At 65.5% G+C, this 25067-nt stretch carries 24 protein-coding genes and 3 tRNA genes; 8 read left to right on the top strand and 19 right to left on the bottom strand.

The window, feature by feature from the left end:
- Positions 1 to 47: 47 nt before the first annotated feature.
- Genes sixA through N7607_RS12660 form a run of 3 tightly spaced genes read right to left on the bottom strand, consistent with a single transcriptional unit; the run spans position 48 to position 1885 of the window.
- Positions 48 to 500 carry a phosphohistidine phosphatase SixA gene (sixA, locus tag N7607_RS12670; protein ID WP_279865395.1) on the bottom strand — a complete coding sequence of 151 codons (453 nt, stop codon included), beginning with the start codon at positions 498 to 500 and terminating at the stop codon, positions 48 to 50.
- Positions 497 to 844, bottom strand: a complete 348-nt coding sequence (locus N7607_RS12665) for a DUF4389 domain-containing protein (RefSeq protein WP_279865396.1) — start codon at positions 842 to 844, stop codon at positions 497 to 499. Before N7607_RS12665 ends, sixA begins: the two co-directional genes overlap by 4 nt.
- An 18-nt stretch (positions 845 to 862) precedes the next feature.
- Positions 863 to 1885: an NAD(P)H-dependent glycerol-3-phosphate dehydrogenase gene (locus N7607_RS12660; RefSeq protein WP_192398064.1), complete on the bottom strand. Its 1023-nt coding sequence runs from the start codon at positions 1883 to 1885 to the stop codon at positions 863 to 865.
- Positions 1886 to 2162: 277 nt separating this feature from the next.
- Here N7607_RS12660 and N7607_RS12655 point away from each other — a divergent pair, with 277 nt between their 5' ends.
- From N7607_RS12655 to fabB, 3 genes are all read left to right on the top strand, one after another.
- Positions 2163 to 4037: an ATP-binding protein gene (locus tag N7607_RS12655; RefSeq protein WP_279865398.1), complete on the top strand. Its 1875-nt coding sequence runs from the start codon at positions 2163 to 2165 to the stop codon at positions 4035 to 4037.
- Between the two features lie 176 nt (positions 4038 to 4213).
- Positions 4214 to 4729, top strand: a complete 516-nt coding sequence (gene fabA / locus N7607_RS12650; protein ID WP_279865399.1) for a 3-hydroxyacyl-[acyl-carrier-protein] dehydratase FabA — start codon at positions 4214 to 4216, stop codon at positions 4727 to 4729.
- Between the two features lie 13 nt (positions 4730 to 4742).
- Positions 4743 to 5960: a beta-ketoacyl-ACP synthase I gene (gene fabB / locus N7607_RS12645; protein ID WP_279865400.1), complete on the top strand. Its 1218-nt coding sequence runs from the start codon at positions 4743 to 4745 to the stop codon at positions 5958 to 5960.
- A gap of 56 nt (positions 5961 to 6016) precedes the next feature.
- Here fabB and N7607_RS12640 read toward each other — a convergent pair whose 3' ends face one another.
- From N7607_RS12640 to N7607_RS12630, 3 genes are all read right to left on the bottom strand, one after another.
- Positions 6017 to 7642, bottom strand: coding sequence for a methyl-accepting chemotaxis protein (locus N7607_RS12640; RefSeq protein ID WP_279865402.1), 1626 nt, complete (start codon positions 7640 to 7642; stop codon positions 6017 to 6019).
- A gap of 89 nt (positions 7643 to 7731) precedes the next feature.
- A complete protein-coding gene (locus N7607_RS12635) occupies positions 7732 to 8202 on the bottom strand; it encodes a DUF3859 domain-containing protein (protein ID WP_279865403.1) in 471 nt (156 codons plus the stop codon).
- 62 nt (positions 8203 to 8264) lie between these two features.
- Positions 8265 to 9293, bottom strand: a complete 1029-nt coding sequence (locus N7607_RS12630) for an amidohydrolase family protein (protein ID WP_279865405.1) — start codon at positions 9291 to 9293, stop codon at positions 8265 to 8267.
- 65 nt (positions 9294 to 9358) lie between these two features.
- Here N7607_RS12630 and N7607_RS12625 point away from each other — a divergent pair, with 65 nt between their 5' ends.
- From N7607_RS12625 to N7607_RS12615, 3 genes are all read left to right on the top strand, one after another.
- A complete protein-coding gene (locus N7607_RS12625; protein ID WP_279865406.1) occupies positions 9359 to 10264 on the top strand; it encodes a transporter substrate-binding domain-containing protein in 906 nt (301 codons plus the stop codon).
- A gap of 67 nt (positions 10265 to 10331) precedes the next feature.
- The gene (locus N7607_RS12620) at positions 10332 to 10730 is read left to right on the top strand and encodes an OsmC family protein (protein ID WP_279865407.1); all 399 of its coding nucleotides are present in this window, start codon (positions 10332 to 10334) and stop codon (positions 10728 to 10730) included.
- The gene (locus N7607_RS12615) at positions 10727 to 11590 is read left to right on the top strand and encodes a pirin family protein (RefSeq protein ID WP_279865408.1); all 864 of its coding nucleotides are present in this window, start codon (positions 10727 to 10729) and stop codon (positions 11588 to 11590) included. The genes N7607_RS12620 and N7607_RS12615 overlap by 4 nt, the downstream gene beginning before the upstream one ends.
- A 168-nt stretch (positions 11591 to 11758) precedes the next feature.
- On the opposite strand, the gene N7607_RS12610 is transcribed toward N7607_RS12615, so the two are convergent.
- The 8 genes from N7607_RS12610 to N7607_RS12575 all read right to left on the bottom strand — a co-directional run bounded on the left by N7607_RS12610 (position 11759) and on the right by N7607_RS12575 (position 22100).
- The gene (locus tag N7607_RS12610) at positions 11759 to 12481 is read right to left on the bottom strand and encodes a dienelactone hydrolase family protein (RefSeq protein ID WP_279865409.1); all 723 of its coding nucleotides are present in this window, start codon (positions 12479 to 12481) and stop codon (positions 11759 to 11761) included.
- Between the two features lie 55 nt (positions 12482 to 12536).
- Positions 12537 to 13016, bottom strand: a complete 480-nt coding sequence (locus N7607_RS12605) for a hypothetical protein (RefSeq protein WP_192398054.1) — start codon at positions 13014 to 13016, stop codon at positions 12537 to 12539.
- A 35-nt stretch (positions 13017 to 13051) separates the two neighbouring features.
- On the bottom strand, positions 13052 to 14050 hold the full coding sequence (locus tag N7607_RS12600; RefSeq protein WP_279865410.1) for a two-component system response regulator: 999 nt from the start codon (positions 14048 to 14050) through the stop codon (positions 13052 to 13054).
- A complete protein-coding gene (locus tag N7607_RS12595; protein WP_279865411.1) occupies positions 14047 to 17709 on the bottom strand; it encodes a PAS domain S-box protein in 3663 nt (1220 codons plus the stop codon). Before N7607_RS12595 ends, N7607_RS12600 begins: the two co-directional genes overlap by 4 nt.
- A 189-nt stretch (positions 17710 to 17898) precedes the next feature.
- Positions 17899 to 19803, bottom strand: a complete 1905-nt coding sequence (gene htpG, locus N7607_RS12590) for a molecular chaperone HtpG (protein WP_279865412.1) — start codon at positions 19801 to 19803, stop codon at positions 17899 to 17901.
- A gap of 99 nt (positions 19804 to 19902) precedes the next feature.
- Complete coding sequence (locus tag N7607_RS12585; protein ID WP_279865413.1) at positions 19903 to 21153, bottom strand: MFS transporter; 1251 nt, start codon at positions 21151 to 21153, stop codon at positions 19903 to 19905.
- Positions 21154 to 21192: 39 nt separating this feature from the next.
- Entirely contained in the window at positions 21193 to 21639 is a 447-nt protein-coding gene (locus tag N7607_RS12580; RefSeq protein ID WP_137973326.1) for a PaaI family thioesterase, read from the bottom strand.
- Positions 21639 to 22100 carry a PaaI family thioesterase gene (locus N7607_RS12575; protein ID WP_279865414.1) on the bottom strand — a complete coding sequence of 154 codons (462 nt, stop codon included), beginning with the start codon at positions 22098 to 22100 and terminating at the stop codon, positions 21639 to 21641. The genes N7607_RS12580 and N7607_RS12575 overlap by 1 nt, the downstream gene beginning before the upstream one ends.
- Before the next feature lie 137 nt (positions 22101 to 22237).
- On the opposite strand from N7607_RS12575, the gene N7607_RS12570 reads away from it, so the two are divergent.
- Together N7607_RS12570 and N7607_RS12565 are read left to right on the top strand one after the other, a co-directional pair.
- Complete coding sequence (locus N7607_RS12570; RefSeq protein ID WP_279865475.1) at positions 22238 to 22504, top strand: hypothetical protein; 267 nt, start codon at positions 22238 to 22240, stop codon at positions 22502 to 22504.
- Positions 22505 to 22627: 123 nt separating this feature from the next.
- Positions 22628 to 22918: a hypothetical protein gene (locus N7607_RS12565; RefSeq protein WP_279865415.1), complete on the top strand. Its 291-nt coding sequence runs from the start codon at positions 22628 to 22630 to the stop codon at positions 22916 to 22918.
- Between the two features lie 47 nt (positions 22919 to 22965).
- Here the strand turns inward: N7607_RS12565 and N7607_RS12560 are convergent, their stop codons facing one another.
- From N7607_RS12560 to pgsA, 5 genes are all read right to left on the bottom strand, one after another.
- The gene (locus N7607_RS12560; protein WP_279865416.1) at positions 22966 to 23376 is read right to left on the bottom strand and encodes an MAPEG family protein; all 411 of its coding nucleotides are present in this window, start codon (positions 23374 to 23376) and stop codon (positions 22966 to 22968) included.
- A gap of 639 nt (positions 23377 to 24015) precedes the next feature.
- Positions 24016 to 24102 (bottom strand) — tRNA-Leu (locus N7607_RS12555).
- A 122-nt stretch (positions 24103 to 24224) separates the two neighbouring features.
- A tRNA-Cys gene (locus tag N7607_RS12550) sits at positions 24225 to 24298 on the bottom strand.
- A gap of 42 nt (positions 24299 to 24340) precedes the next feature.
- A tRNA-Gly gene (locus N7607_RS12545) sits at positions 24341 to 24416 on the bottom strand.
- A gap of 65 nt (positions 24417 to 24481) precedes the next feature.
- Positions 24482 to 25042, bottom strand: coding sequence for a CDP-diacylglycerol--glycerol-3-phosphate 3-phosphatidyltransferase (gene pgsA, locus N7607_RS12540; protein ID WP_137973331.1), 561 nt, complete (start codon positions 25040 to 25042; stop codon positions 24482 to 24484).
- Positions 25043 to 25067 lie beyond the last annotated feature (25 nt).

Below are 25067 nucleotides of genomic sequence, written 5' to 3'. Positions count from 1 at the left end.
CAGGAGGTGCGGCAAGTGAAGAAATGTTACAGGAGCGCGGTGTCGCTCTAGTGCGGGTGATGCAGGCCGGAAAGGTGCATCAGGCCAGGCACGATGTCGCCGTCGAGGGCGACCAGGCTGGCGGTGTGCAGGCCCAGAGGTTGCTGCAGATTGCCATGCAGCAGAAAGCCGGAAAGGCTGCCGAGCAGCGGATTGTGGCTGACCAGCAGGCACTCGCCCGGGTAGTGCTCGAAACGATCGGCGGCCGTGCGCGGCGAGTCATCCGGCGTGGCCCAGTCCACCGTGGTCAGCGGCAGCGTGAGGCCGAGGGTCTCGCGCACCAGCTCGGCGGTCTGCTGGGCACGCAGGTAGGGGCTGACCAGGATGTGCGCCAGATCCCGGCCACGCAGGTGCTCGGCGCTCTTGCGCACTTCCTTGCGGCCGCGCTCGGTGAGGGCCCGCTCCGCGTCGCTGCGCGCACGCGGTTCGGCCTCGCCGTGGCGCAGCAGCCAGAGGGTCACAGCTTGGGCTCTTCGTCGCGCACGGGATGCGGCGCCGGCGGAATGCTGTGCGGCTCGTTACCTTCCGGGGCGCGCGGCGTCGGCCAATCGGCGAACGGCCAGGGCTTCTCCTCGCTATTGAAGGTGCCGAAGCGGCCGATCTGCTGCAGGTACTGGCTGAGGCTGTCGCCAAAGCCCTGCAGGGTGCCGTTGGGCGCGCCGTAGAACAGGCGATAGCCGATCTGCAGCAGGACCACGCCGCCGAGGATGATCTCCGCCAGTTGCCAGACGATGGCGAAGATCACCATCCACAGAATGCGCAGGGCGATGGACTCGCGCTCCAGTTCCTTGTTCGGTTCGCTCATGGTGCTCTCCTTGGATGGTCAGAAACCGCTGGGGGAAATGAAATCGACGTCAGTCTTCGGCTCGCCGCGCATCAGCGCTTCGATCACCTGGGCCAGGGTGCGGCCCTCGAACAGAATGGCATGCAAACCGGCCACCAGCGGCATGTATACCTGCAGCTCCTCGGCCTTGGTCTTCAGCACCTTGAGGGTATTGACGCCCTCAGCCACCTCGCCCAGGCGCGCCACCGCGTCCTCCAGGCTCAGGCCCTCGCCCAGCGCATAGCCGACCTGGTAGTTGCGGCTCTTCGGCGAGGAACAGGTGACGATCAGGTCGCCGACGCCGGCCAGACCGAGAAAGGTCATAGGGTTGGCGCCGAGTTTGACGGCGAAGCGGGTCATCTCCGCCAGGGCGCGGGTGATCAGCATGCTCTTGGTGTTCTCGCCCATGCCCATGGCCGCGGCCATGCCGGCGATGATGGCGTAGACGTTCTTCAACGCGCCGCCCAACTCCACGCCGAAGCTGTCACGGCTGGCGTAGACGCGGAAAGTGCGGCCGTGCAGGGCCGACTGCACGCGCTGGCAGAGCTCGTCGTCCTCGCTGGCGATCACCGAGGCGGTCAGTGCGTGTTCGGCGATCTCGCGGGCCAGGTTGGGGCCGGACAGCACGCCGATGCGCGCCTGCGGTGCCACTTCGGCGAGGATCTGACTCATCAGCTTGAAGCCGTCGGCCTCGATGCCCTTGGTGGTGCTGACCAGCAGCTTGCCGGCCAGGGAGTCGGCGATCGGCTGCAGAACCTTGCGCAGAGCCGAAGACGGCACGGCGACGAAGACCAGTTCGCAAGCGGCCAGGGTGGCCGGCAGGTCGGTGACCGGTTCGATGCCGGGCAGCAGCTTGATGCCCTTGAGGTAGCGCGGGTTCTCGCGCTGGGTGCGCATCGCCTCGGCCTGCTCGGGATCGCGCATCCATTGCAGGACGCGCTGGCCATTGGCGGCCAGGAGGTTGGCGATGGCGGTGCCGAAGCTGCCGCCGCCCAGTACTGCAACAGGTTGTTGCTCGGTCATATGAGTTCCAAACAGGCCATCCAGATGGCGAAAGCCGCATTATCACGAAGCCCCGGCCGACCGACCAGTCCCCAGCGTGACCCGCCGCGCAGAGCCTGCGCTGGCAAAGCGCGGCTTCTCGGTTAACATGCGGCAGTCATGCCCAGAGAACAAGGCCGTTCCGTGCTCACATCCCTTCCCCGCCGACTCCCGCGCCTATTCAACCGGGCCGCGCGGCGCGCGACACCCGAACCTGCCGGCATGGCAGGCCTCTATCTGCGACTGCGCGAGCCGGCCGATGTTCGGGCGTAATTGGGACATCCATACCCGCACCCAGCTGATCAGCGTCGGCCCTGCCCTGCTGCTGACGCTGCTGCTCACCGGTTTCTTCACCCACTCGCGGCTGGAAGACCTGCGCCAGGAGATCAACCACGCCGGCCAGTTGATGGCCAACCAGCTGGCGCCGGCCTCGGTGCATGGCGTCGCGGCCGGCGATACCAAGGTGCTGAAGAACCTGCTGCGCGCCACCTTGCAGACGCCCAACGTGCGCTTCCTCGAGGTACGCGACCGAGCCGAGAACATCCTGGTCTACGTCGAGCAACACAACGAGCAGAGCGCCTCGCGAGTCGGCATCTTCCATGCGCCGATCCGTCAGGAGAACGGCGCCGAGCCCGACGGCTATCTGGGCCGGGTGGTGGTGGGGATGTCCGATGAGGCCTTCACCAGCCGCCAGCAGGCGATCCTGCTCAAGGCCACGGTGCTGGCCCTGGTCGCTCTGCTGCTGACCTTCTTCCTCGCGCGCCAGCTGGCACGGCGTCTGGCCCAGCCGATCAGCGCCATGGGCGAGGCGGTAGAGGCGATCAAGGCCGGCGACTACCAGACCCAGCTGCCGGAGAGCGATACCGGCGAACTGGGCGACCTGGCCCGACACATCAACAACCTGGCCGAGGAACTGGACAACGCCAGCCGCGAGCAGCGCGAGGCCATGCAGCAGCTGATCCAGACCCGCGAGGAGGCCGAGCAGGCCAGCCGCGCCAAGTCCGACTTCCTGGCGATGATGAGCCACGAGCTGCGCACGCCCATGAATGGCGTGCTGGGCATGCTGCAGTTGCTCGAAACCACCGAGATGACCCAGGAACAGGCGGAATACGCGGCCCTGGCCACCGAATCCACCGAGCACCTGCTCAAGGTAATCAACGACATCCTCGACTTCTCCCGTATCGAGCGCGGCGCGCTGGAGCTGGAGCGCATTCCCTTCAACCTGCAGGAACTGCTGCAGGGTTCGATCCAGGTGTTCCAGCACAGCGCCCAGCAGCGTGGCCTCTACCTGCGCCTGGACACCCCGCCGGGGCTGGAACAGTTCGAGGTGCAGGGCGACCCGACGCGTATCCGCCAGATCCTGGTCAACCTGCTGGGCAACGCGCTGAAGTTCACCGAGGAAGGCGGCATCCGCATCGAGCCCCACTGGCAGCCGCTGGACAACGAGGTACTGTGGTTCACCTGCGCCGTGCACGACAGCGGCATCGGCATCGCCCCGCAGCGCCTGGAGCACATGTTCGATGCCTTCCAGCAGGCCGATACCTCGATTTCCCGGCGCTACGGCGGCACCGGCCTGGGCCTGTCCATCGCCCGCACCCTGGCCGAGCGCATGGGCGGAACCCTGCACGCCACCAGCCAAGAAGGCAGCGGCTCGGTATTCACCCTGGAGATTCCCCTGCCGTTCTGTCTGAGCAGCCCCGGCCTGGAACCTCAGGAGCGCAGCGAGTATCCGTCCGGCGAAGGCCAGGAAGTGCTGCTGGTGGAAGACAACCCGGTCAACCAGACGGTGATTGAGGCCATGCTGCGCAGCCTGGGCTATCGGGTCGAGCTGGTCGGCGATGGCGCCCAGGCGGTACAGCACTTCGACCCGCAGCGCTTCGTCGCCGTGCTGATGGACTGCCGTCTGCCCGTAATGGATGGCTACGAGGCCACCCGGCAGATCCGCCGCCAGGCGCCGCAATGCGCTACTCCGATCATCGCATTGACCGCCAACGCCCTGCAGGGCGATCGTGAAGCCTGCCTGCAGGCTGGCATGAACGATTACCTAGCCAAGCCGTTCAAGCGCGCCGATCTGGAACGGGTATTGCTGCGCTGGCTGGGTAAACGCAACCAGACGCTGCAGCAGGAGTACTAGAATCAGCCGAGCGAACGAAGCGTCGACGATTTGCGCCACACTCAGCCGGTATACAAGTGTTCACAAGAGGCTGTGACTTTCACCAGGACGCAACAGTCTATGACTAGTCTGCCGCTACACAAGAACATTCGCGGCACAGCTTTAGCCCCGCCAAGGGGACCATTTGAGGAGTTCGCATGACCAAGCAAAACGCCTATTCCCGGGAAGAATTGCTCGCCTGCAGCCGCGGCGAACTGTTTGGCCCGGGTAATGCGCAGTTGCCCGCCCCCAACATGCTGATGATCGATCGCATCGCCCATATCAGCGACACCGGCGGCAAGTACGGCAAGGGCGAAATCATCGCCGAACTCGACATCAATCCGGACCTCTGGTTCTTCGCCTGCCACTTCGAAGGCGACCCGGTCATGCCAGGTTGCCTGGGCCTCGACGCCATGTGGCAGCTGGTCGGTTTCTACCTCGGCTGGCAGGGCAACCCCGGCCGCGGCCGCGCACTGGGCTCGGGCGAAGTGAAGTTCTTCGGCCAGGTGCTTCCCACCGCGAAGAAAGTCACCTACACCATCCATATCAAACGTACCATCAGCCGCTCGCTGATCCTCGGTATCGCCGATGGCAGCGTCAGCGTCGATGGCCGCGAAATTTACAGTGCCGAAGGCCTCCGCGTCGGCCTGTTCACCTCTACCGACAGCTTCTGAAGGACATTTCCGCATGCGTCGCGTCGTGATCACCGGTCTGGGCATCGTCTCCTGCCTGGGCAATGACAAGGACACCGTTTCCGCCAGCCTGCGCGCCGGCAAAGCGGGCATCCGCTTCAATCCGGAATATGCCGAAATGGGCCTGCGCAGCCAGGTATCCGGCTCCGTGAACCTCAACCTGGAAGAGCTGATCGACCGCAAGGTGCTGCGCTTCATGGGCGACGCCGCGGCCTATGCCTACCTGTCGATGGAGCAGGCGATCAAGGACTCCGGCCTGACGCCGGAGCAGATCTCCAACCCGCGCACCGGCCTGATCGCCGGCTCCGGCGGCGCCTCCACCGTCAACCAGATGGAAGCCATCGACACCCTGCGCGAAAAAGGCGTCAAGCGCATCGGCCCATACCGTGTCACCCGCACCATGGGCAGCACCGTGTCGGCCTGCCTGGCCACGCCGTTCCAGATCAAGGGCGTGAACTTCTCCATCTCCTCGGCCTGCGCCACCAGCGCGCACTGCATCGGCCAGGCCATGGAACAGATCCAGCTGGGCAAGCAGGACGTGGTCTTCGCCGGCGGCGGCGAGGAAGAACACTGGAGCCAGAGCTGCCTGTTCGACGCCATGGGCGCCCTCTCCACCCAGTACAACGAGACCCCGGAGAAAGCCTCCCGCGCCTACGACGCCAAGCGTGACGGCTTCGTCATCGCCGGCGGTGGCGGCATGGTGGTGGTCGAGGAGCTGGAGCATGCGCTCAAGCGCGGCGCCAAGATCTATGCGGAAATCGTCGGCTATGGCGCGACGAGCGATGGCTATGACATGGTCGCGCCGAGCGGCGAAGGCGCCATCCGCTGCATGCAGCAGGCCCTGACCACCGTCGACGCCCCGATCGACTACCTGAACACCCACGGCACCTCCACGCCGGTCGGCGACGTGGCGGAAATCCGTGGCGTGCGTGAAGTGTTCGGCGACAAGGCGCCGGCCATCAGTTCGACCAAGAGTCTGTCCGGCCACAGCCTGGGCGCCGCCGGCGTTCATGAGGCGATCTACTGCCTGCTGATGATGGAAGGCAATTTCATCGCCGGCTCGGCCAACATCGACGAGTTGGACCCGGAAGTGGCCGATCTGCCGATCCTGCGCGAGACCCGCGAGAACGCCCAGCTGGATACCATCATGTCCAACAGCTTCGGCTTCGGCGGCACCAACGCCACGCTGATCCTGCAGCGCTACAAGGGCTGATCGCCCCGCGACATGAAAAACGGCGCCCTCGGGCGCCGTTTTTCGTTCCGTGCCGTTCACACGCGAAAGCGCGCCACCAGGCCATTGAGGCCCACCGCCAGGCGCGACAGCTCCTGGCTGGCGGCGCTGGTCTGATTGGCGCCGGCCGAGGTCTGCAACGACAGGTCGCGGATATTCACCAGGTTGCGATCCACCTCGCGGGCCACCTGGGCCTGCTCCTCCGAGGCGCTGGCGATCACCAGGTTGCGCTCGTTGATCGAGGTGATGGCCAGGGCGATCTCGTCCAGCGCACGCCCGGCGGACTGGGCCAGGGCCAGGGTCGAACCGGTGCGCTGGGTGCTGTTGTGCATGGCGCTGACCGCCCGCTCCGTGCCCTGCTGGATACCACCGATCATCTGCTCGATTTCCTGGGTGCTCTGCTGGGTGCGATGGGCCAGCGCGCGCACCTCGTCGGCCACCACGGCGAAGCCGCGTCCGGCCTCACCGGCACGCGCCGCTTCGATGGCGGCATTGAGCGCGAGCAAATTGGTCTGTTCGGCGATGGAGCGGATCACGTCGAGCACCTGGCTGATGCCGCGCACCTGCTCGGCCAGGCGACCGATCTGGGTCGAGGTCTCGGTCACGTCGCCGGCCAGCTGGCCGATCGAGTCCACCGTCTGGCGGACCTGCTCGCGGCCGTGCTGGGCACTGCGATCCGACTCGCGGGAGGCCTCCGAGGTGCTCACCGCATTGCGCGCCACCTCCTCCACCGCCGATGTCATCTGGTTCACCGCGGTGGCCGCCTGCTCGATCTCCGCGCTCTGCTGATGCAGGCCGCGGGTCGAGCCCTCGGTCACCGCGGTCAGCTCTTCGGAGGCCGAGGCCAGTTGCCGGGAGGAGTCGGAGATGTGCTGGATGGTCTCGCGCAGGCTGCGCTGCATGCCTTTCAGGGCGCTCAGCAACTGCGCCGGCTCGTCCCGGCCCTCGATGGAAAACTCGCGGCTGAGGTCGCCGGATGCCACCACCTCGGCCACCTCCACCGCCTGGGCCAGCGGCCGCACGATGCTGCGGGTAAGCATCACGGCCAGCACCAGGGTCACGCTGGCCGCCACCAGCAACATGCCGAGCACCATGCGCACCGCACTGCCATAGGCCGCGTTGCTTTCTTGCGCCGCCGTTTCGGCTCCGCGCTGGTTCAGCTCGACCAGCTCGGTCAGTGCCTTGGCCATTGCATCGGCATGCTGGCCGAGCGGACCGTTGGCCACCGCCAGCGCCTCGTCCACCTGGTTGTCGCGGGACAGCGTGACGACCCGTTCCTGCTCACTCAGATAGCTGCTCTGGGACTGCTGGAAGCGCTCATAGGCGGCCCGCTCTTCGCCGCTACCGATCAACTTCTCGTAGCGCTGTTGCGCATCCGTCAGCTCGGTTTTCAGCGCCTGCAGGCGCTGCTCGTTCTGGCTCAGACTCTGTGGATCGCGGTTGACCAGCAGGCGCAGGGTCAACGCACGGATGCGCAGGATGCTCTGGCTCATCTCGTTGAGCGACTGGATGCTCGGCAACCAGTTGTCGTTGACCTCGGCGGACTGGCGCTGCATCTGGCCCATCTGCAGCAACGAGAAGACACCGAGGATCAGCATCAGCAGCGCCAGGGAGGCGAAGCCCAACCCGGCGCGCGGGGCGATTTTCAGATTGCGGAGAAACATGGCGACGTCCTTGGCTTGGTCCATGGACTGATAAGCCAAGCAAAGGGACGCGCCAAACGCCAGCGGTGCGGCGGATAACCGCCTGACGGTCAACGCACGGTGAAGCGCTGCTCCAGCAACTTGCGGTCGCCCTGGAAGACCATGAACTGCCACTCGCCCGGCACCACCTCGTGGTGTTCGGTGAACTCGAAGGCCATTACGTCCTGCGGCGCACCGACCACCAGCTTCTGCTGCAGCTCGATCTTGTCCTGACGCTTGCCGTCCGGGCCGACCAGGCCGGGGGTGAAGTACATCAGGGTCAGCGGCTGCTCGGTCTCGGCCTTGCCGGCCAGTTGGTAACGCACACCGAACTTGGTGCCCAGGCGCGCCGGCACCACCTCGGTCTGCTCGATCGGCTGGTTGGCGCGGCTGAGGATGCGCTCACCCGGCTGCGGGTCCTTGATCGGCGCGCTGGCGAACACGCCGTACTCGATGGGGCCTTGCACCTGCACATCGGCCAGGGCCTGGTGGGAAAACAGGCCAAGCGACAGGGCCAGGACAGACAGGCTGAACAGTTTCATCTCGCGCTCCTTGAGGAAAGTTGGCGCGAGGCTATGACGCCGCGGTTACAGGCTGATGACAGTCAGTCGCGCAACTGCGCCCGATGCTTGCGCGGCAGCACGGCGAGGAAGTTGTCGCGCGCCACCTGGCGCGCCACCTCTTCCGGCAGGGCGTCGAGGAAGGGGCGGAAATCGATCATGTACTGCCCCAAGGCATCGAAGCGTCCCACCACATCCGAGCCGAGCATGAAGCGCTCCGGATAACGGCTGACCAGCTCCACCCAGCGCGGGTCGGGTCGGCCTGCCGCGTCCAGCAGATAGGGCCGCAGCACGCTCCAGGACAGGTCGATATACAGATTGGGATAGTCGCCGAGCATGCGCTGCAGGGTCGGCAGGAGGAAATCCAGCTTCTCCTGGTGGCGGTGGATCTCCAGGCTGGTGCCGGCGTGGGCCCAGATGAAACGCACATGCGGGTGGTTGCGTAGCGGCTCCTCGATCTCGTCCAGATACAGCGGGTTGCGCTCGCGCTTGGAGGTGATGTTGCTGTGCACCAGCACCGGCAGGTCGTACTCGGCTGCCAGGTGATAGATGCGGGTCATGGCCTCGTTGTTGGCCCGGGGCGTGTCGCCGTAGGTCAGCGCGGTAAGGTCGTCATGGCGGGTGAATACCTCGCCCAGGCCCTGCCACAGGCCCGGGTCCAGCTCCAGCATGCGGCGAATATGCGCGTCGGAATTCTTGTCGGCGGGATTGAAGCCACTGAGGAAGGGGTGGAAGCGGCGGCGCTGCTCGGCCGGCAGGCGCTTCAGCGCCTCGGCCACCAGCACGTCGGTAGCGCTGTACCAGTACGCGCCGGCATCGTCGCCGGCGTAGTAGCGCGGGCGCTTGGGCTCGTCCTCGTGCCATTTCTTCGCCACCGGTATGCCGCTGATCATCGCGTGATCGACATTGCCGGCCTCCATGGCCTCCAGCAGCGGGGTCATGCCCTCGCTCTCCTGAAAGAAGTCGACGTAGTGCAGATGGGCATCGCTGAAGCGGTAGTCGCGGGCGCTGACTGGCAGGGCCAGCAGGCCGCAAAGGGCGGCGCACAACAGGCGGCGGACGGACAAAGGCATCACTCCTGGCGTTTCGAGCAAGAGTAGACCGCCGCCCATCCCGTGCCGTTCACTGGCGAGCGTGCGTGCGAAAGGCCATCATGATGCATCTCTCGCTGCGAACCCTGCGCATGTCCATCGCCCGCCTCGCCACCCTGCTCGTCCTGTTCTGCGCCACACCGCTGGCCGCCGAGCCGCTGACCTATCCGCTGCATTCCAATGGCGCCGACCCCGAGGCCTATGTGGTCGAGCTGCTGCGCCAGGCCCTGGCCAAGAGCGGCGGCGACTACCAGCTGCGGCCGTCGCACCGGCCCATGGCACAGAGCCGCGCGGAACAGTCGCTGGAGCAGAACGACGGCAGCGTGCAGCTGATGTGGACCATGACCACCAAGGCCCGCGAGGAAAGCCTGCTGCCGATCCGCATTCCGATCTACAAGGGCCTGATCGGCTGGCGCGTGCCCCTGGTGCGGCGCGAGGACAAGGACTGGCTGACCAAGGTGCACAGCGCCGCGGACCTCAAACCCATGCGCATCGGCCAGCGCGCCGACTGGCCGGACACCCGCATCCTGCGCAGCAACGGCCTGCAGGTGATCACCAGCCAGAGCTACGACAGCCTGTTCCGCATGCTCGACGCGGGGCGCTTCGACCTGTTCCCGCGCGAAGTGGTGGTGGCCTGGGACGAGCAGGCGCAAGCCGCCAAGCAAGGCCTCAACCTGGAAGTCGACGAACACATCGTCATCCACTACCCCAGCGCCTTCTACTTCTTCACCTCGCGCGCTCGCGCCGACCTGGCCAGCAGCATCGAGCGCGGCCTGGAGGCGATGATCGCCGATGGCAGCTTCGATGCCCTGTTCCAGCAGTACCACGGCGCAACCCTCAAGCGTGCCGGGCTGCAGCGCCGCCGGGTGATCGAACTGGAAAACCCCGACCTGCCGCCGCAGACGCCCCACCAGCGCGAAGAACTCTGGTACCGCCCGACCACGCCCCAGTAGCACCAGGCTGGTCTAGGCTCGCGCCCTTGGGCTAGGCTGGGCCATCCAACCTAGCCTGGGAGCCACCATGATCCGCATCAGCACCGAGTCCGGCCTGCGCCACAGCATCGAAATCGGCGAACACCTGCTGCACACCGACGTACCCGAATCCTTCGGCGGCAGCGCCTCCGGCCCCGAGCCGCACGACCTGTTCGACGCCGCCCTGGGCGCCTGCAAGGCCCTGACCCTGATGCTCTACGCCAAGCAGAAAGGCCTGCCGCTGGAAAGCCTCGACGTGCAAGTGCAACGCGACGACAGCGAGGAGCGTCAGGGCATCTACCGCCTGAACGTCGAACTGCAGCTGCACGGCGCGCTGGACGATGCCCAGCGCCAGCAACTGCTGCGCATCGCCGACAAGTGCCCGGTGCACAAGCTGATGACCAACGCCGAGGTGCAGGTGGAAACCCGCCTGGGCGACGGCGCATGAGCGAGCCGCTGCTGATCCGCCCCAAGGCCGAGGACATCGCCGGCCAGCCGATCCTGCGCCCGCTGCCTTCGGCCAAGTGCCGCAGCGTCGGCCCCTTCGTGTTCTTCGATCACATGCTGGAAAAGGCCTACCCGGCCGGCAGCGGCATGAACATCAACCAGCACCCGCACATCGGCCTTTCCACCCTCACCTACCTGTTCGAGGGCGCGCTGCAGCACAAGGACAGCCTGGGCTCGGACCAGTTGGTGCGGCCCGGCGACGTCAGCTGGATGACCGCCGGGCGCGCCGTCGCCCATGTCGAACGCACGCCGGAGAATCTGTGGCAGAGCGGCTCACACCTGCACGGCCTACAGGTGTGGCTGGCCCTGCCGCAGGAAATGGAGGAAGGCGAACCGAGCTACAGCCACCATTCGGCCGCCAGCCTGCCGCGTAGCGAGTCCATGGGCGTGCACATAACCCTGATCGCCGGAAGCGGCTTCTGCCTCGAATCGCCAGTGCCCATGCACTCGCCCACCCTTTATGCCGAGCTGAAGCTTGCGGCCGGCGCCAGCCTGCTGATTCCGGCCGAACACCGTGAACGCGCGCTGTACCTGATCGAAGGCGAAGCCCAACTGGAAGGCGCCGACCTGCCCCTGCGCGGCTTGGCCGTGCTGCCGGAAGGCGAGGAGTTGCTGCTCACCGCCTGCGGCGAGTGCCACCTGGCGCTGATCGGCGGCGAGCCGCTGGGGCCACGGCGCATGTACTGGAACTTCGTCGCCAGCGATGCCGCCCTGCTGGAGAAGGCCAAGCAGAACTGGGCCGCCTGGGACTGGCCACGGGTGCCCGGCGAGACCGAGCGCATCGACCTGCCCGGCACATGATGCGGCGTCCATCACATGCCGGGCCGCTGGTCCGGCAGTGACGATATCCACCACACAGATGTGCTGCTTCCCTCGGGCTGGCCGCACCGCTATATTCGGCCGAGGAACTGCTGATCGACTATCCGCTGGCCATCACCGAGAAGGCCAGCGCGCCCTGAGTCGGTCGAATCAGGCGAAGACTTCCTCGAACAGGTCGTGCATCGCGGCGAAGGCGCGGCGCGCCACCTTGGCGTCGTACTGCATCTTGCCGGGGATGTTGGCCTGCTTGTCGGTGAAGGAGTGCGCCGCGCCGCCGTAGGTGGTCAGCTGCCAGTCGACATTGGCGGCGCTCATTTCCGCGATGAAGCCGGCCAGCTGTTCGCGTGGCACCAGCGGATCGGCGGCGCCATCGAGCACCAGCACGGAACCGCGGATGTTCCGCGCATCGGCCGGATTGGCCGTATCCAGGGTGCCGTGGAAGGACACCGCGGCCTTCACCTCCGCGCCGTCACGGGCCAGCTCCAGCGCACAATGGCCGCCGAAGCAGAAACCGAATACCGCCAGCCGACTGGGGTCCAGCGCCGTGCCGGGCTGGGCCTTTAGAGTAGCGAGCGAGGCCTGCAGGCGCTGGCGCAGGATCGGCTTGCCCTTCACCGCCATCATCGCCGCGGCCGCCTCGTCGTGATTCTGCGGACGTATGCCGGCACCGTAGACGTCGGCAACCAGCACCACATAGCCGCGCTCGGCCACCTGGCTGGCGATCTCGATGGCGCCGGCGGACACCCCCATCCAGTTCGGCGCCAGCAGCAGACCCGGCCGCGGCCGCGCATGCGACTGGTCGTACAGCAGCTGGCCCTCGAACGGCTGGCCATCGATTTCATGGCGAAGGGGTCGGTTGACGATCTGGCTCATGCTGCCTCCTCTGGCCCGGCGTCGGCAGGCTGCCGCCGCGAAGCGACAAGACTAGTCAGTCCTGAGGATTGCGCACCTCTTCGTCGGCCAGGCCCTGGATATAGGCGGCGAAGCCCGGGTCCTCGCCACGCAGCAGGTGCGGCAGGCGCTCGCGAAAATCCTCGCGGCGGCTCCACTCGCGCATGTAGTCCTCCCAGGAGTGCCAGCGGCGGCGCTGCTTCTCACTCATGTCATCTTCGTAGGCCAGCAGGTAGGCGCGCTCGAACAGCGAGATCAGCATGTCGAAGATCACCCACATGCGCTCGCGCTGCTCGTCGCTGAGGTCTGGGGTGGCGGCCTGGCTACGCAGACGCAGGTCGGGGTTGGCCAGCACCACTTCGAGGAAGGCGATATAGGCGTCGGAGATTTGCTGCCAGATGGCCTCCTCCTCGTTCTCGCGCTCCTTGCGCTGTTCGAAGAGGAACACGCCGATGGCGAACGGCAACGCCACCACCGTGACGATGTAGGACAGCAGTTCCCAGGTGGGCAAGCTCATGATGACTTCCAGGCAACGGAAGCCGGCATTGTGCCCTACTCCGTCTCGGCCCAGCGCTCCTTGACCTCGAGGATTGCCGGCAGTTGGGCGAGGAACAGCTCCACCAGCTCCGGATCGAAGTGGCGGCCGCTCTCGCGACGCAGGAAGTCCACCGCCTCCTGCACCGGCCAGGCCGGCTTGTAGGGACGCACGCTGGTCAGCGCGTCGAATACGTCAGCGATGGCGACGATGCGCCCGGCCAGGGGAATCTCCTCGCCCTTGAGTCCGTTGGGGTAGCCGCTGCCGTCCCACTTTTCGTGGTGGGTCAGGGCGATGGTGCGGGCGGTCCTGAGCAGGCCGGAGTGGTGTTCGCCGATGATCTCCGCGCCGATCTGCGCATGGCTGCGCATCACCTGCCACTCGGCATCGTCGAGCTTGCCGTTCTTCTGCAGGATGGCGTCGGGAATGCCGATCTTGCCCACGTCATGCATGGGCGCGGCATTGAACAGGTCGTCCGCCTCGTGCTCGCTGAAGCCGGCGGCCTTGGCCAGGATATGGGTGTAGTGGCTCATGCGGATCACATGCAGGCCGGTCTCGTTGTCCTTGTACTCGGAGGCCAGGCCCAGGCGCTGGACGATCTGCAGGCGGGTCTCGTGCAACTCGTCGACCTGCACCAGCGACAGGTGGGTGCGTACCCGCGCGCGCACGATGGCCGGGCTGACCGGCTTGGTGATGTAGTCTACCGCGCCGACCTCGAAGCCCCTGGCCTCGTCCTCCACATCGGCCAGGGCGGTGACGAAGATCACCGGGATGGCCGCCGTGGCCGGCTGGGCCTTGAGCCGGGTGCACACCTCGTGGCCGGTCATGCCCGGCATCATCACGTCGAGCAGGATCAGCGCCGGACTCTCGCGCTCGGCCAGCTCCAGCGCCTTGTCGCCATCCTTGGCGAACAGCAGGCGGTAGTCGTCCTGCAGGATCTGCCGCAGCACCTGCAGGTTGGTCGGCTCGTCGTCCACCAGCAACAGCTTGGGGCGGGCATCGGCGGGTTTGATCATTGCGGCATCTCTCCACGGCCGAGCAGCTCGGCCAGCAGCGCGTCGGCGCGCTCGAAGTCGAAATCGTTGATGGCGCCTTCCAGGGCATGGGCCTGCTGGGCCGGCAACGCGGCGCTCAGGCGCTGCAGCGCATCCTCGGCCAACTCGCCATGCTGCAGGGCCGCACGGGCATGCTCGATCAGCGCGGCCAGCTCATCCGCCGGCATCGTTGCCGCAGCGCCCTCTTCCACTGTAGCCGGCGCCGGCAGTTCGACTGGCAAGAGGGTGAGCGCGGCTTGCAGCGCCGCCAGCAACTCATCCACCGAGGCCGGGATGGCGCCCTTGAGGGCATGTTCCAGCTGCCCTGCCAGGCGACTGGCACGCAGCAGCGCCAGGTTGCCGGCGGCGCCGCGCAGGCGATGCACCAGCTCGATGGCGGCCTCCTGCCGGTTGTCCTGCAACAGGCGGGCGACTTCGGCGCAACTGCCCATATGTTCGGCGAGGAAACGGCGAATCGCCGCGGCCATCGCCTGCCGGCTGCCCCACAGCTGGATGCCGCGCGGCCAGTCGATATCCAGGTCGACCGGCGCCTCGACAGCGGCGGGCTGCTCGGTGGCCGGCGCCAGGCCGATCACGCGAGCGATCTCGGCCAGCAGCTTGTCCATCTCCAGTGGCTTGGAGGCGAAGCCGTCCATGCCCGCCTCGTGGGCGGCGCGGCGGTCCTGTTCCAGTACGCTGGCGGTCAGGGCGATGATCGGCGTGGCACGCAGGCCGTGGTCCTGCTCGTGACGGCGGATACGGCGGGTAGCCTCCAGGCCGTCCATGCGCGGCATCTGCACATCCATCAGCAGCACATCGAAGCGCCCGCCAACGAACGCGGCCAGGGCCTGCTCGCCGTCGCCGGCGGTGGTCACCCGGTGGCCCAGGGCACCTAGGGTGAGGCTGAGCAGCTCGATGTTCTGCGCCACGTCGTCGGCGGCCAGGATGTTCAGCGCCGGTAGCCGCCGTGCGCCTGCGCCACGCTCGCTCGGCTGCTCCACGCCGGCCTGCAGCGGCAATTGCACATGGAACACGCTGCCCGCGCCCAGGCGGCTCTCCACCGTGATGCTGCCGTCCATCAGCTCGGTCAGCTGGCGGGCGATGGTGGTGCCCAGGCCGGTGCCACCGAAGCGCCGGCTCATGGAGGCATCGGCCTGGGCGAAGGGATCGAAGATGTGCTGCAGGCGGTCCTCGGCGATACCGATGCCGCTGTCGCGCACGGCGAAGTGCACTCGTCCCGGCTCGCCACTCACCTCCAGGCGCACCCAGCCGCTCTCGGTGAACTTCACCGCGTTGCCCACCAGGTTGGTCAGCACCTGCTGAATGCGCAGGGAGTCGCCCTTGAAGTAGTCGCCCAGGCTCTCCTGGTAGTCCAGGCTCAGGCTCAGCCCCTTGGCCTCGGCGCTCAGGCGCAGGGAGTCGCAGACCTGTGCACACAGCTCGCGCAGGGACAGGTCGCGGCTCTCCAGTTCCAGCGCACCGCGCTCCAGCTTGGCGGTATCGAGAATGTCGTTGAGCAGGCCAAGCAGCGAGCGCGCGGCCTGGCGCACGGTGCCCAGGTGGCGCCGCTGCTGCTCGTTGAGCACGCTGTCCAGCAGCAGTTCGGTGAAGCCGATGACCGCGTTCATCGGCGTGCGGATCTCGTGGCTCATGTTGGCCAGGAACGTGGTCTTGGCCACCGCCGCCAGCTCGGCCACCTCCTTGGCGTCGCGCAGGGCCTCTTCCATTTCGCGGCGCTGACTGAGGTCGGTGGCGAACTTGATCACCTTGAACGGCTTGCCGTCGGCGTCGAAGATCGGGTTGTAGGAGGCCTGGATCCACACCTCGCGGCCATCCTTGCCGAGGCGCCGGTATTCGCCGGCCTCCAGTTCGCCACGCCCCAGCTGCGCCCAGAAGTCGGCGTATTCCTGGCTCTCGGCATAGTCCTGGGCACAGAACATGCGGTGATGCCGGCCCTGGATTTCCTCCAGGCGGTAACCCATCAGGTCGAGGAAGTTCTGGTTGGCGTCGAGGATATTGCCCTGCAGGTCGAACTCGATCACCAGCAGGGCCCGGCGGATGGCGGTTACCGTGCTCTCGAACTCGGCATTGCGCAGCTTGCTGTCGGTGATGTCGAGCAGCACGCCGTCGATCCACTTCGGCTCGCCATGCTCATCGAGCACCGCGCTGCCGCTTTCCCATATCCAGTGCTCCACGCCCTGGCGGTCATACAGGCGGTATTCGACCGTGTAGTTGCGCCCCTGGCCGATGGCCGCCAGCACCTCCTCCGCCACGCGCTGGAAGTCCTCGGGGTGGTACAGGCTGCTGATCGACTTGCGCTGGCTCATGAAGTCGTCGGCGGTCCAGCCGGTCAGCTTCTCCACCGCGTCGCTGATGAACAGCATGGTCCAGTCGTCATCCAGCAGGCAGCGGAACGACACGCCGGGAATGTTGCCGATCAGCGAGCGGTACTGCTGCTCGCTCTCGCGCAGGGCCTGCTCCATGCTCTTGCGCGCGCTGATATCGCTGACGAAGCCGACATAGAGCGTCTTGCCCGGCAGGTTGACCAGGCCGATGGCCAGGCGGATCGGCAGTAGGCTGCCATCCTTGCAGAGCGCTTCCACTTCGCGGCTACCGCCGACGATGTCGCTCTGCCCCTCGCGCATCACCTTGGGCAGGTAGTCCAGCACGCCCTGGTGATAGCTCTCGGGGATCACCGTGTTGATGTGGCGGCCGACCAGCTCATCCTTGCGCCAGCCATACAGCTGCGCGGCCGACGTGTTGAGCCCCTCGATCAGGCCCTGGTCGTCGATGATGACGATGCCGTCCACCGCGGTCTCCAGGATCGCGCGCAGACGCGACTCGCTGTCCTGCATCTGCCGGAACAGCTGGCGATAGCGCAGCAGGCCGTTGGTGGCGGCGACGAACACGGTCAGGGTCACCGTGATCAGGGCCACGGCCAGGGCGATGTACACGCTGTCCGCATTGCTCTGCTGATCCAGCGCTTCGGCGCTGCCGATGAAGCGCGCCGCGGCCATGCCGGTGTAGTGCATGCCGGCGATGGCCAGGCCCATGACCAGGCCGCTGGCCATGATGGCCTTGCCCGACGACAGGCGCCCGCGCAGGCCGAAGCGGACCCACAGGGCGAGAATCGCCAGAACCACCGCGACCAGGATCGACACCCCGAACCAGTACGGGTCGTAGCGCAGCAACGGCGCCATCTGCATGGCCGCCATGCCGCTGTAGTGCATGGCGCCGATGCCCGCGCCAACCAACACGCCGCTGGTGATCAACTGGACATTGCTGATGGTGCGGCGCACCAGCAACTGCAGGGCCACCCAGGAGGCGCCCAGGCTGGGCAGCAGCGACAACAGGGTAAGACCGGGGGCGTAGTCGACCCGGGCGCAGAGCTGGAAGGCCAGCATGCCGATGAAATGCATCGCCCAGACACCGCCGCCCAGGGCCAGCGAGCCGGTGATCAGCGCCACCTGGCGGTACAGGCGGTTGTCGCTGAGGCGCGCCATGCCGGCCACCTGCAGGGCCATGCCCGAGGCGAATACCGCGATCAGCAGCGACAGCGCCACCAACCAGGGGTTGTAGCTACCGAGCAGCAGCAGGCCAGGGTCGGCGTCGAGAAGGAAAAGATGGGTCAGATACGACATGCAGGCGGCAACTACTGGGCGGCTACGGAAAGTTGAGCAGGTACAAGCGTATCGGTCGAGAAACCGATGCACTTTAGATGGCCATTAAATAGCCACCACCGCACAAGCTCCAGCGCTTTCTACTGCTTCCCGCCGGATGGCGCGCATGAAAAAGCCCGCCGAAGCGGGCTTTCTCATCACCACTGCAAGTCAGGCAGAAAGCTCGACCAGCAGCTTGTTCAGGCGCTGCACGTAGGCAGCCGGGTCCTTCAGGCTGTCGCCGGCGGCCAGGGCGGCCTGGTCGAAGAGGATGTGTGACAGATCGGCGAAGCGGTCTTCGTCGGCCTCGGCATCCAGCTTCTCGATCAGCGGGTGCTGCGGGTTGATCTCGAAGATCGGCTTGGCGTCCGGCACCTTCTGCCCGCTGGCCTCGAGGATCTGGCGCATCTGCAGGCCCAGGTCCTGCTCGCCGATGGCGAGGATCGCCGGCGAGTCGGTCAGGCGATGCGACACGCGCACTTCGGCGACCTGCTCGCCCAGCGCGCCCTTGAGGCGTTCCAGCAGCCCTTCTTTGGCCTTGGCCACTTCTTCCTGGGCCTTCTTGTCCTCTTCCGAGTCCAGCTTGCCCAGGTCCAGGTCGCCACGCGCCACATCGACGAAGTGCTTGCCGTCGAACTCGGTCAGGTAGCTCATCAGCCACTCGTCGATGCGGTCGGTGAGCAGCAGTACCTCGATGTCCTTCTTGCGGAAGACCTCCAGGTGCGGGCTGTTCTTGATCTGCGCGAAGGTCTCGCCGGTGAGGAAGTAGATCTTGTCCTGCCCCTCCTTCATGCGGCCGATGTAGTCGGCCAGGCCGACGATCTGCTCGCCGTCGTCGCCCTGGGTGGAGGCGAAGCGCAGCAGGCCGGCGATCTTCTCCTTGTTGGCGAAGTCTTCCGCCGGGCCTTCTTTCAGCACCTGGCCGAAGGCCTTCCAGAACTGCTTGTACTGCTCGGGCTCGTTCTTCGCCAGCTTCTCCAGCATGTCCAGCACGCGCTTGGTCAGCGCCGACTTCATCGAGTCGATCACCGGGTCCTTCTGCAGGATCTCGCGGGAGACGTTCAGCGACAGGTCATTGGAGTCGACCACGCCCTTGATGAAGCGCAGGTACAGCGGCAAGAACTCGTCGGCCTGGTCCATGATGAACACGCGCTGCACGTACAGCTTGAGGCCCTTCGGCGCTTCACGCTGGTACAGGTCGAACGGCGCGCGGCCCGGCACGTAGAGCAGCGAGGTGTACTCCAGCTTGCCCTCGACCTTGTTGTGGCTCCAGCTCAGAGGGTTCTCGAAGTCGTGGGCGACGTGCTTGTAGAACTCCTGGTATTCCTCGTCCTTGACCTCGGTGCGGCCACGAGTCCACAGCGCGCTGGCGCGGTTGACGGTTTCCCACTCCTGTTCGGCCGGCTTGTCTTTCTCTTCACCGTGGAACTCTTTCGGCAGCTCGATCGGCAGGGCGATATGGTCGGAGTACTTCTTGACCACGTTGCGCAGTCGCCAGCCGTCGGCGAATTCTTCTTCGCCGCTCTTCAGGTGCAGGACGATGCGGGTACCGCGCTCGGCCTTGTCGATGGTGGCGACCTCGAAGTCGCCCTCGCCCTTCGACGACCAGTGCACGCCCTCGCTGGCCGGGCTACCGGCACGACGGGTGAAGACATCCACCTTATCCGCCACGATGAAGGCCGAATAGAAGCCCACGCCGAACTGACCGATCAGGTGCGAATCCTTCTTCTGGTCGCCGGTGAGGTTCTTCATGAAGTCGGCGGTGCCGGACTTGGCGATGGTACCGAGGTGGGCGATCACTTCCTCGCGGCTCATGCCGATGCCGTTGTCTTCGAGGGTGACGGTCTTGGCGTCCTTGTCGAAGCTCAGGCGGATCTTCAGCTCGCCGCCGCCTTCCAGCAGCTCGGGCTTGGCCAGCGCCTCGAAACGCAGCTTGTCGGCGGCGTCGGAGGCGTTGGAGATCAGCTCACGAAGGAAGATTTCCTTGTTGGAATACAAGGAATGGATCATCAAGTGAAGCAGCTGCTTCACTTCGGTCTGGAAGCCCAGGGTTTCTTTTTGAGTTTCCACACTCATGGTCGTCGAACTCCACATGCATGACAGGCCGCACCATTGCGGCGGATGTCATACAGATGGGGAGTTCGTGAGGGATTTCAAGGGGCTAGGTTTATACAGCTAGGGCTCGAGCAATTCGATCTTGCCGATCTCGTCCGGCTTGAAACTGAAGCTGGCCTGGCCACCGCCACCGCCCAGCTGTTGGCTCAAGCGAATGCTGCCGTCGCCGTCTACACCGATGAAACGTCCTTCCACCGTGCCGCCAGCGGCCTTGCTCACGCGCATGCTGAGGTTGCGGTATTGTTCCGGATTGCGTTGCAGCCGCGGCAGGGAGAAACGCTGGCGGCGATCCAGCGCCGGACGGCTGTTCTGCGCCACAACCGGCTCGGCCTCCGGTGCTGGCTTGGCCGGCTCGGCGGCACGCGGTTCGGCCAGGGCCGGGTAATGATCGCCCTGCACCTGCCAGCCGCGGCCCCCCTTCTCCAGCACCAGCTCCAGATTCTGCGCCTCGCCATTGACCCGCGCCTGTACCGCCACCGGAAGGCGTGTGGCCGGGAAGACCACTTCCGGCAACTCGGCCAGTTGCACCAGGCGGGTGGCGAAGCGGCGCTGCAGGTAGTCGTCGATCACCTTGGCCAGGGTCTCGCGGGAATCGAAACTGGCATCCAGGCGGCCGTCCTTGTAGCGCAGGCGGTCGGAGAACAGCTCCAGACTGCCGCTCAGGCTGGTCTTGAAGGTCGGCGGCAGGACCAGGTGGAAATCGCCCTGCAGCTTGTTCGGCGGCAGCGCCTGCAGGTCCAGATGCAGGGTGTAGCCCTTGCTCAGGCGACGGGCCTCGGGCAGGTCCTGCTCCGGCAGCAGCCAGCTGATCTCCACTTCCGGCAACTGGCCGGCGTCTTCCGGCAGCACGTCCAGCTTGATCGGCGCCTTCTGCCCCTGCGGCAGGCGAATCGTCACCTCGCGGCGGGCGAAGAAATCCTCGCCCTCGCGCAGGCTGAGCACGCCATCGACCAGCTCGGCGTACTGCGGGTTGAACGGCTGGCCGTCGAGCTCGCCGTGCAGGCGGATCGCCAGCTCGGCCGGGGCCTTGGGCTGCTCCTTGAGCCAGCGCAGGCTGAGGATCGCCTCCAGGCGCGCCGCGTCTTGGCTGGCCATCAGCACCATGCCCACCACCAGCGGGATCACGCCCAGCGCCACCAGGCCTACGGCCTTGCGCGCGGTGCGCCAGTGGCGCAGCACGTAGATCAGGGTGATCGGCGGGATCAGGCTGCCCCAGCCCCACAGCAGGCCGGTGGAGAAGGCTCGCATCACCAGCCAGACCAGGCCGGCGAGAATCAGCAGCAGGCCGCCGAGGATCAACAGCGCATCCATTCGGTATTCCTTGTTGTTATGCGGTCACCCGCCGCGCCCTCAGGGTTCGTCGACCTTGAAGTGCGCGCGGGCCGTAGCGATGGGTTCGCTCTGGCTGGTCTGCCAGGCCGTGATGGCGACGTTGGCCACCCGCCGGCCCTGGCGCCAGACCTGGCACTGGGCGTAGGTGTCACGATAATGACCGGCGCGCAGGTAATCTATCGAGAAGTCGATGATTTTCGGCAAATGTGGAATGCCCATGAACATCAGCAGATGGAGCATGGCGGCATGTTCCATGAAGCCGGCGATCACTCCGCCGTGTAGCGCCGGCAGGGTCGGGTTACCGATGTTGTCCTTGTTCGCCGGCAGGCGGAACACCATGTCGTCGCCCAGGCGCAGACACTCGATGCCGATCAGCTTGGCGTAGGGAATCAGGCTGAGCAGCGCGTCGTAGTCGTTCTTCTCGTGCGCCTGGCGCACCAGGGTATTCAGATTGAGCGCGGTCATCAGGCACCTCCCTTGGCGCCGGCCTTGAGATCAGTCGGCTTGCCCATGCGCATGAAGGCACCGACCACATGAGCGATCGGCTCGTCAGGGTTGTCCTGGTAGGCATAGCCACGGGTGAAGATGACGTTCTCGGTCACCCGGTAGCACTCGGCGAAGCCATAGACATCCTTGTGCGGCGCGGCCGGGCGCATGTAGTCGATGCGCAGGTCGAGGGTCGGGCAGATCTCGAATTCCGGCAGCACGCAGACGGTGGAAATGCCGCAGGTGGTGTCCATCAGTGTGGTGATGGCGCCGCCGTGGATCACGCCGGACTCCGGGTTGCCGATGATTTGCGTGCTGTACGGCAGGCGTAGGGTCAGCCCTTCCGGCTTGGCCTCGTGCACGCTCAGGCCCAGGACCTGGCAGTGGCGCAAGGCCGCCAGAAAGCGCTGGGCGCGCTCAAGAACAGGGTTGTCGCTCATCGTCGGTACCTCGTGGCGATGCGGAAAGCCACGCATGATAGCGCCGGCGCCGGGTCGCGGTAAAAAACAGTCTGAACCATCGCCAACGGCTGCGCCTCGAAACAGTGATGGCCTTCATCCACGAGGAGAAACATCTCATGCAGAAATCACTCGCCTATGCGCTCATGCTCGCCGCCACGCTCGGCCTCGCCGCCTGCGACAAACCTTCGGAGGACAAGGCCGAAGAGGCCCGCGAAGCCCAATCTGAAGCCCAAGAGTCGATGAACGAAGCAGCCGAACATAGCAACGACGCTGCCCGCGCGGCGAATGAGGCTGCCCAGGAACGCGCCGAGGAAAACAACGAAGCAACCCCGGCGACTCCGGCTATTCCGGCCCCGCCGCCTCCCGCCGGTCAGCAGCAGTAATGCTTGTCCAATGCCTGCGGCTCGCCCGCAGGCATTGGTGCGTCAGGAACTTCGCCGCACCGCCTCGCTCCAAACGATACGAATGCTGTGTTACCCGCATTCGCATCACAAGGAGATCCAACCGTGCAAAAGCCCCTCACCTATGCCCTGCTTCTCGCCCTGACCCTCGGCCTGAGCGCCTGCGAGAAGACGCCAGAAGACAAGATGGATTCCGCCAAGGAAAACGCGTCCGAAGCCATGGAGTCGCTCGGCGACGCCGCCGAAGACACTGGCGAAGCCATGGAGAAGAAGGTCGATCAGGCCACCGGCCATGAGCCCACCACCGGCGAGAAAATGGAAGAAGCCGCCGACGATGCGGGCGAAGCGCTCGAGGATGCCGGCGACGAAGCCAAGGACGCCGTTGACGGCCAGTAAGCTCGCTAGCGTTTAGCACAAGGCCCGCAACGCGGGCCTTGTTCGTTTCAGGGCATTACCAGCAACCAACGTATCGCCGGACTGAGCATCAACAACAGGCAGCAGACCAGGCCGACGGTCCAGACCATGGAGCGCTGCCAGGCCAGATCGCGCCAGTAGAACAGCAGATAAAGCACACGAGTGACGATGAACAGGATCGCCAGCAGGTCCACCCACCAGCCGAATACCTCGGTGGTATGAGCCATCAGCACCCCGACGGCGAACAGCGGGAACATCTCGATGCTGTTGAGATGCGCCGCATGCGCCCGGGCACCCAGGCCGGTGAGACGCGCCTGCTGGGCCCGCGGGTTGTGATTGTCGTAGCCGCCGGACTCGGCGTTCATTGCCCGGGCGACCGGCAGCTTGGCAGCGTAGATCAGCAAGGCAGCAATAAAGACACACCAGAACGGAATGCTCATTCTTCTCTCCTTCGGCCACTTGGCCACCTATCAGCTGTAGCACACGGCGACGCCGTTCTGTTTGGAGCCGCTTGGCTTAAGGCCTGTTGCAACTAAATGCAGCACATACCCAGCAGTCGAACACTGGTGTTACGGGAGCTATGTGCTCTTCACATTCTTTTCACATCGAAAGGCACACAGTAGGGCCGTGATACTCCATGAATGCCAATTCCAACCCGGCCTAGCGCCGGGTTTCTTTTGCCCGAAAAACGCCTAGCCGCCTCGCCAATCCTGGTGAACGCCCCCTCTCCTCCAGACAGCACCTCATTGCCCGACAGTAGATTGCCGGAATCATCGACGCCGACAGCGGGTCAGTGGTCGTCTCGCGCTCGCTTGCGGCAAGCCTTGCGAGGGAACCACGGCAATCGATGAAGCGTTTGAGAAGGAAAAACTGAAGAACCTGCTACACGCCGGGATCGGCGCGTGGAAAAAGAGACTCTCTAGCGGCGAACGCGTGGCCGCCGCGCTTGTCGAGCTGCAGGCGCGCGAGCTAATTCAGGACAGGACAGCAGAAGCGGACTGGAGCGCGCCCTTCAAACTGACCGCGGCGGGAGCCGAAGCAGCGAGGCAGTACTAGAGCGGAGTTGTCTAGAAAAGAGATGGTGCCCGAAGCCGGACTCGAACCGGCATGCCATTGCTGGCGAGGGATTTTAAGTCCCCTGCGTCTACCGATTTCGCCATTCGGGCGGTAGCACTGTGAAGCGAGGGCTGGACTATATACAGCCCGTGCCAGCCCGGCAAGATTGTAGGAACGCCGGCACTGCAAAGAAAAAGCCCCGTAGATCAAAGATCTACGGGGCTTTCTATAGTGGAGGCCGATACCGGAATCGAACCGATGTACGCGGATTTGCAATCCGCTGCATAACCACTCTGCTAATCGGCCTCAAACGAAGACGCCGCAAAAGCGGCGTCAACGTCAACAAATTGGAGCGGGAAACGAGACTCGAACTCGCGACCCCGACCTTGGCAAGGTCGTGCTCTACCAACTGAGCTATTCCCGCGTCTTGGTGACGGGCGCAATTCTATAGATTCGAAACGCCGCGTCAACCCCTTGATTCAAAAAACTTTATTTCTTTTCGGCATCAATGCTGAGGTGCGGCCAGGCGGCCAGCAGGTACTGCAGCATGGACCACAGGGTCAGGCCCGCTGCCACGATCAGCAGCACATAGCCACCGCCAACCCAGATGGTCAGCTGCGGCGGATTGCCCAGCAGGATCACCAGCGCCACCATCTGCGCCGCAGTCTTCCATTTACCCAAGTTGGAGACCGCCACATGAGCCCGCGCGCCCAGCTCGGCCATCCATTCGCGCAGCGCCGACACCACGATCTCGCGACCGATGATGATCACCGCCGGCAGGGTCAGCCACAGATTGGCGTGCTCCTCAACCAGCAGAACCAGGGCTACTGCCACCATCAGCTTGTCGGCCACCGGATCGAGGAAGGCGCCGAAGGGGGTGCTCTGCTCCCAGCGACGAGCCAGGTAGCCGTCGAACCAGTCGGTCACTGCCGCCAGGGCGAATACCGCACTGGCCGCCCAGTAGCTCCAGGCGAACGGCAGATAGAAGAACAGGATAAAGACCGGAATCAGGGCGACGCGCAGTACGGTGAGCAGGTTCGGGATGTTCATCGGGACCACTGGCCAGCGAGTTGAG

The sequence above is a fragment of the Pseudomonas sp. GD04019 genome, from assembly GCF_029837695.1.
Taxonomy (GTDB): Bacteria; Pseudomonadota; Gammaproteobacteria; order Pseudomonadales; family Pseudomonadaceae; genus Aquipseudomonas.
Note: the sequence above shows the minus strand (reverse complement) of the source record. Positions and strands in the feature narration are given on the sequence as shown.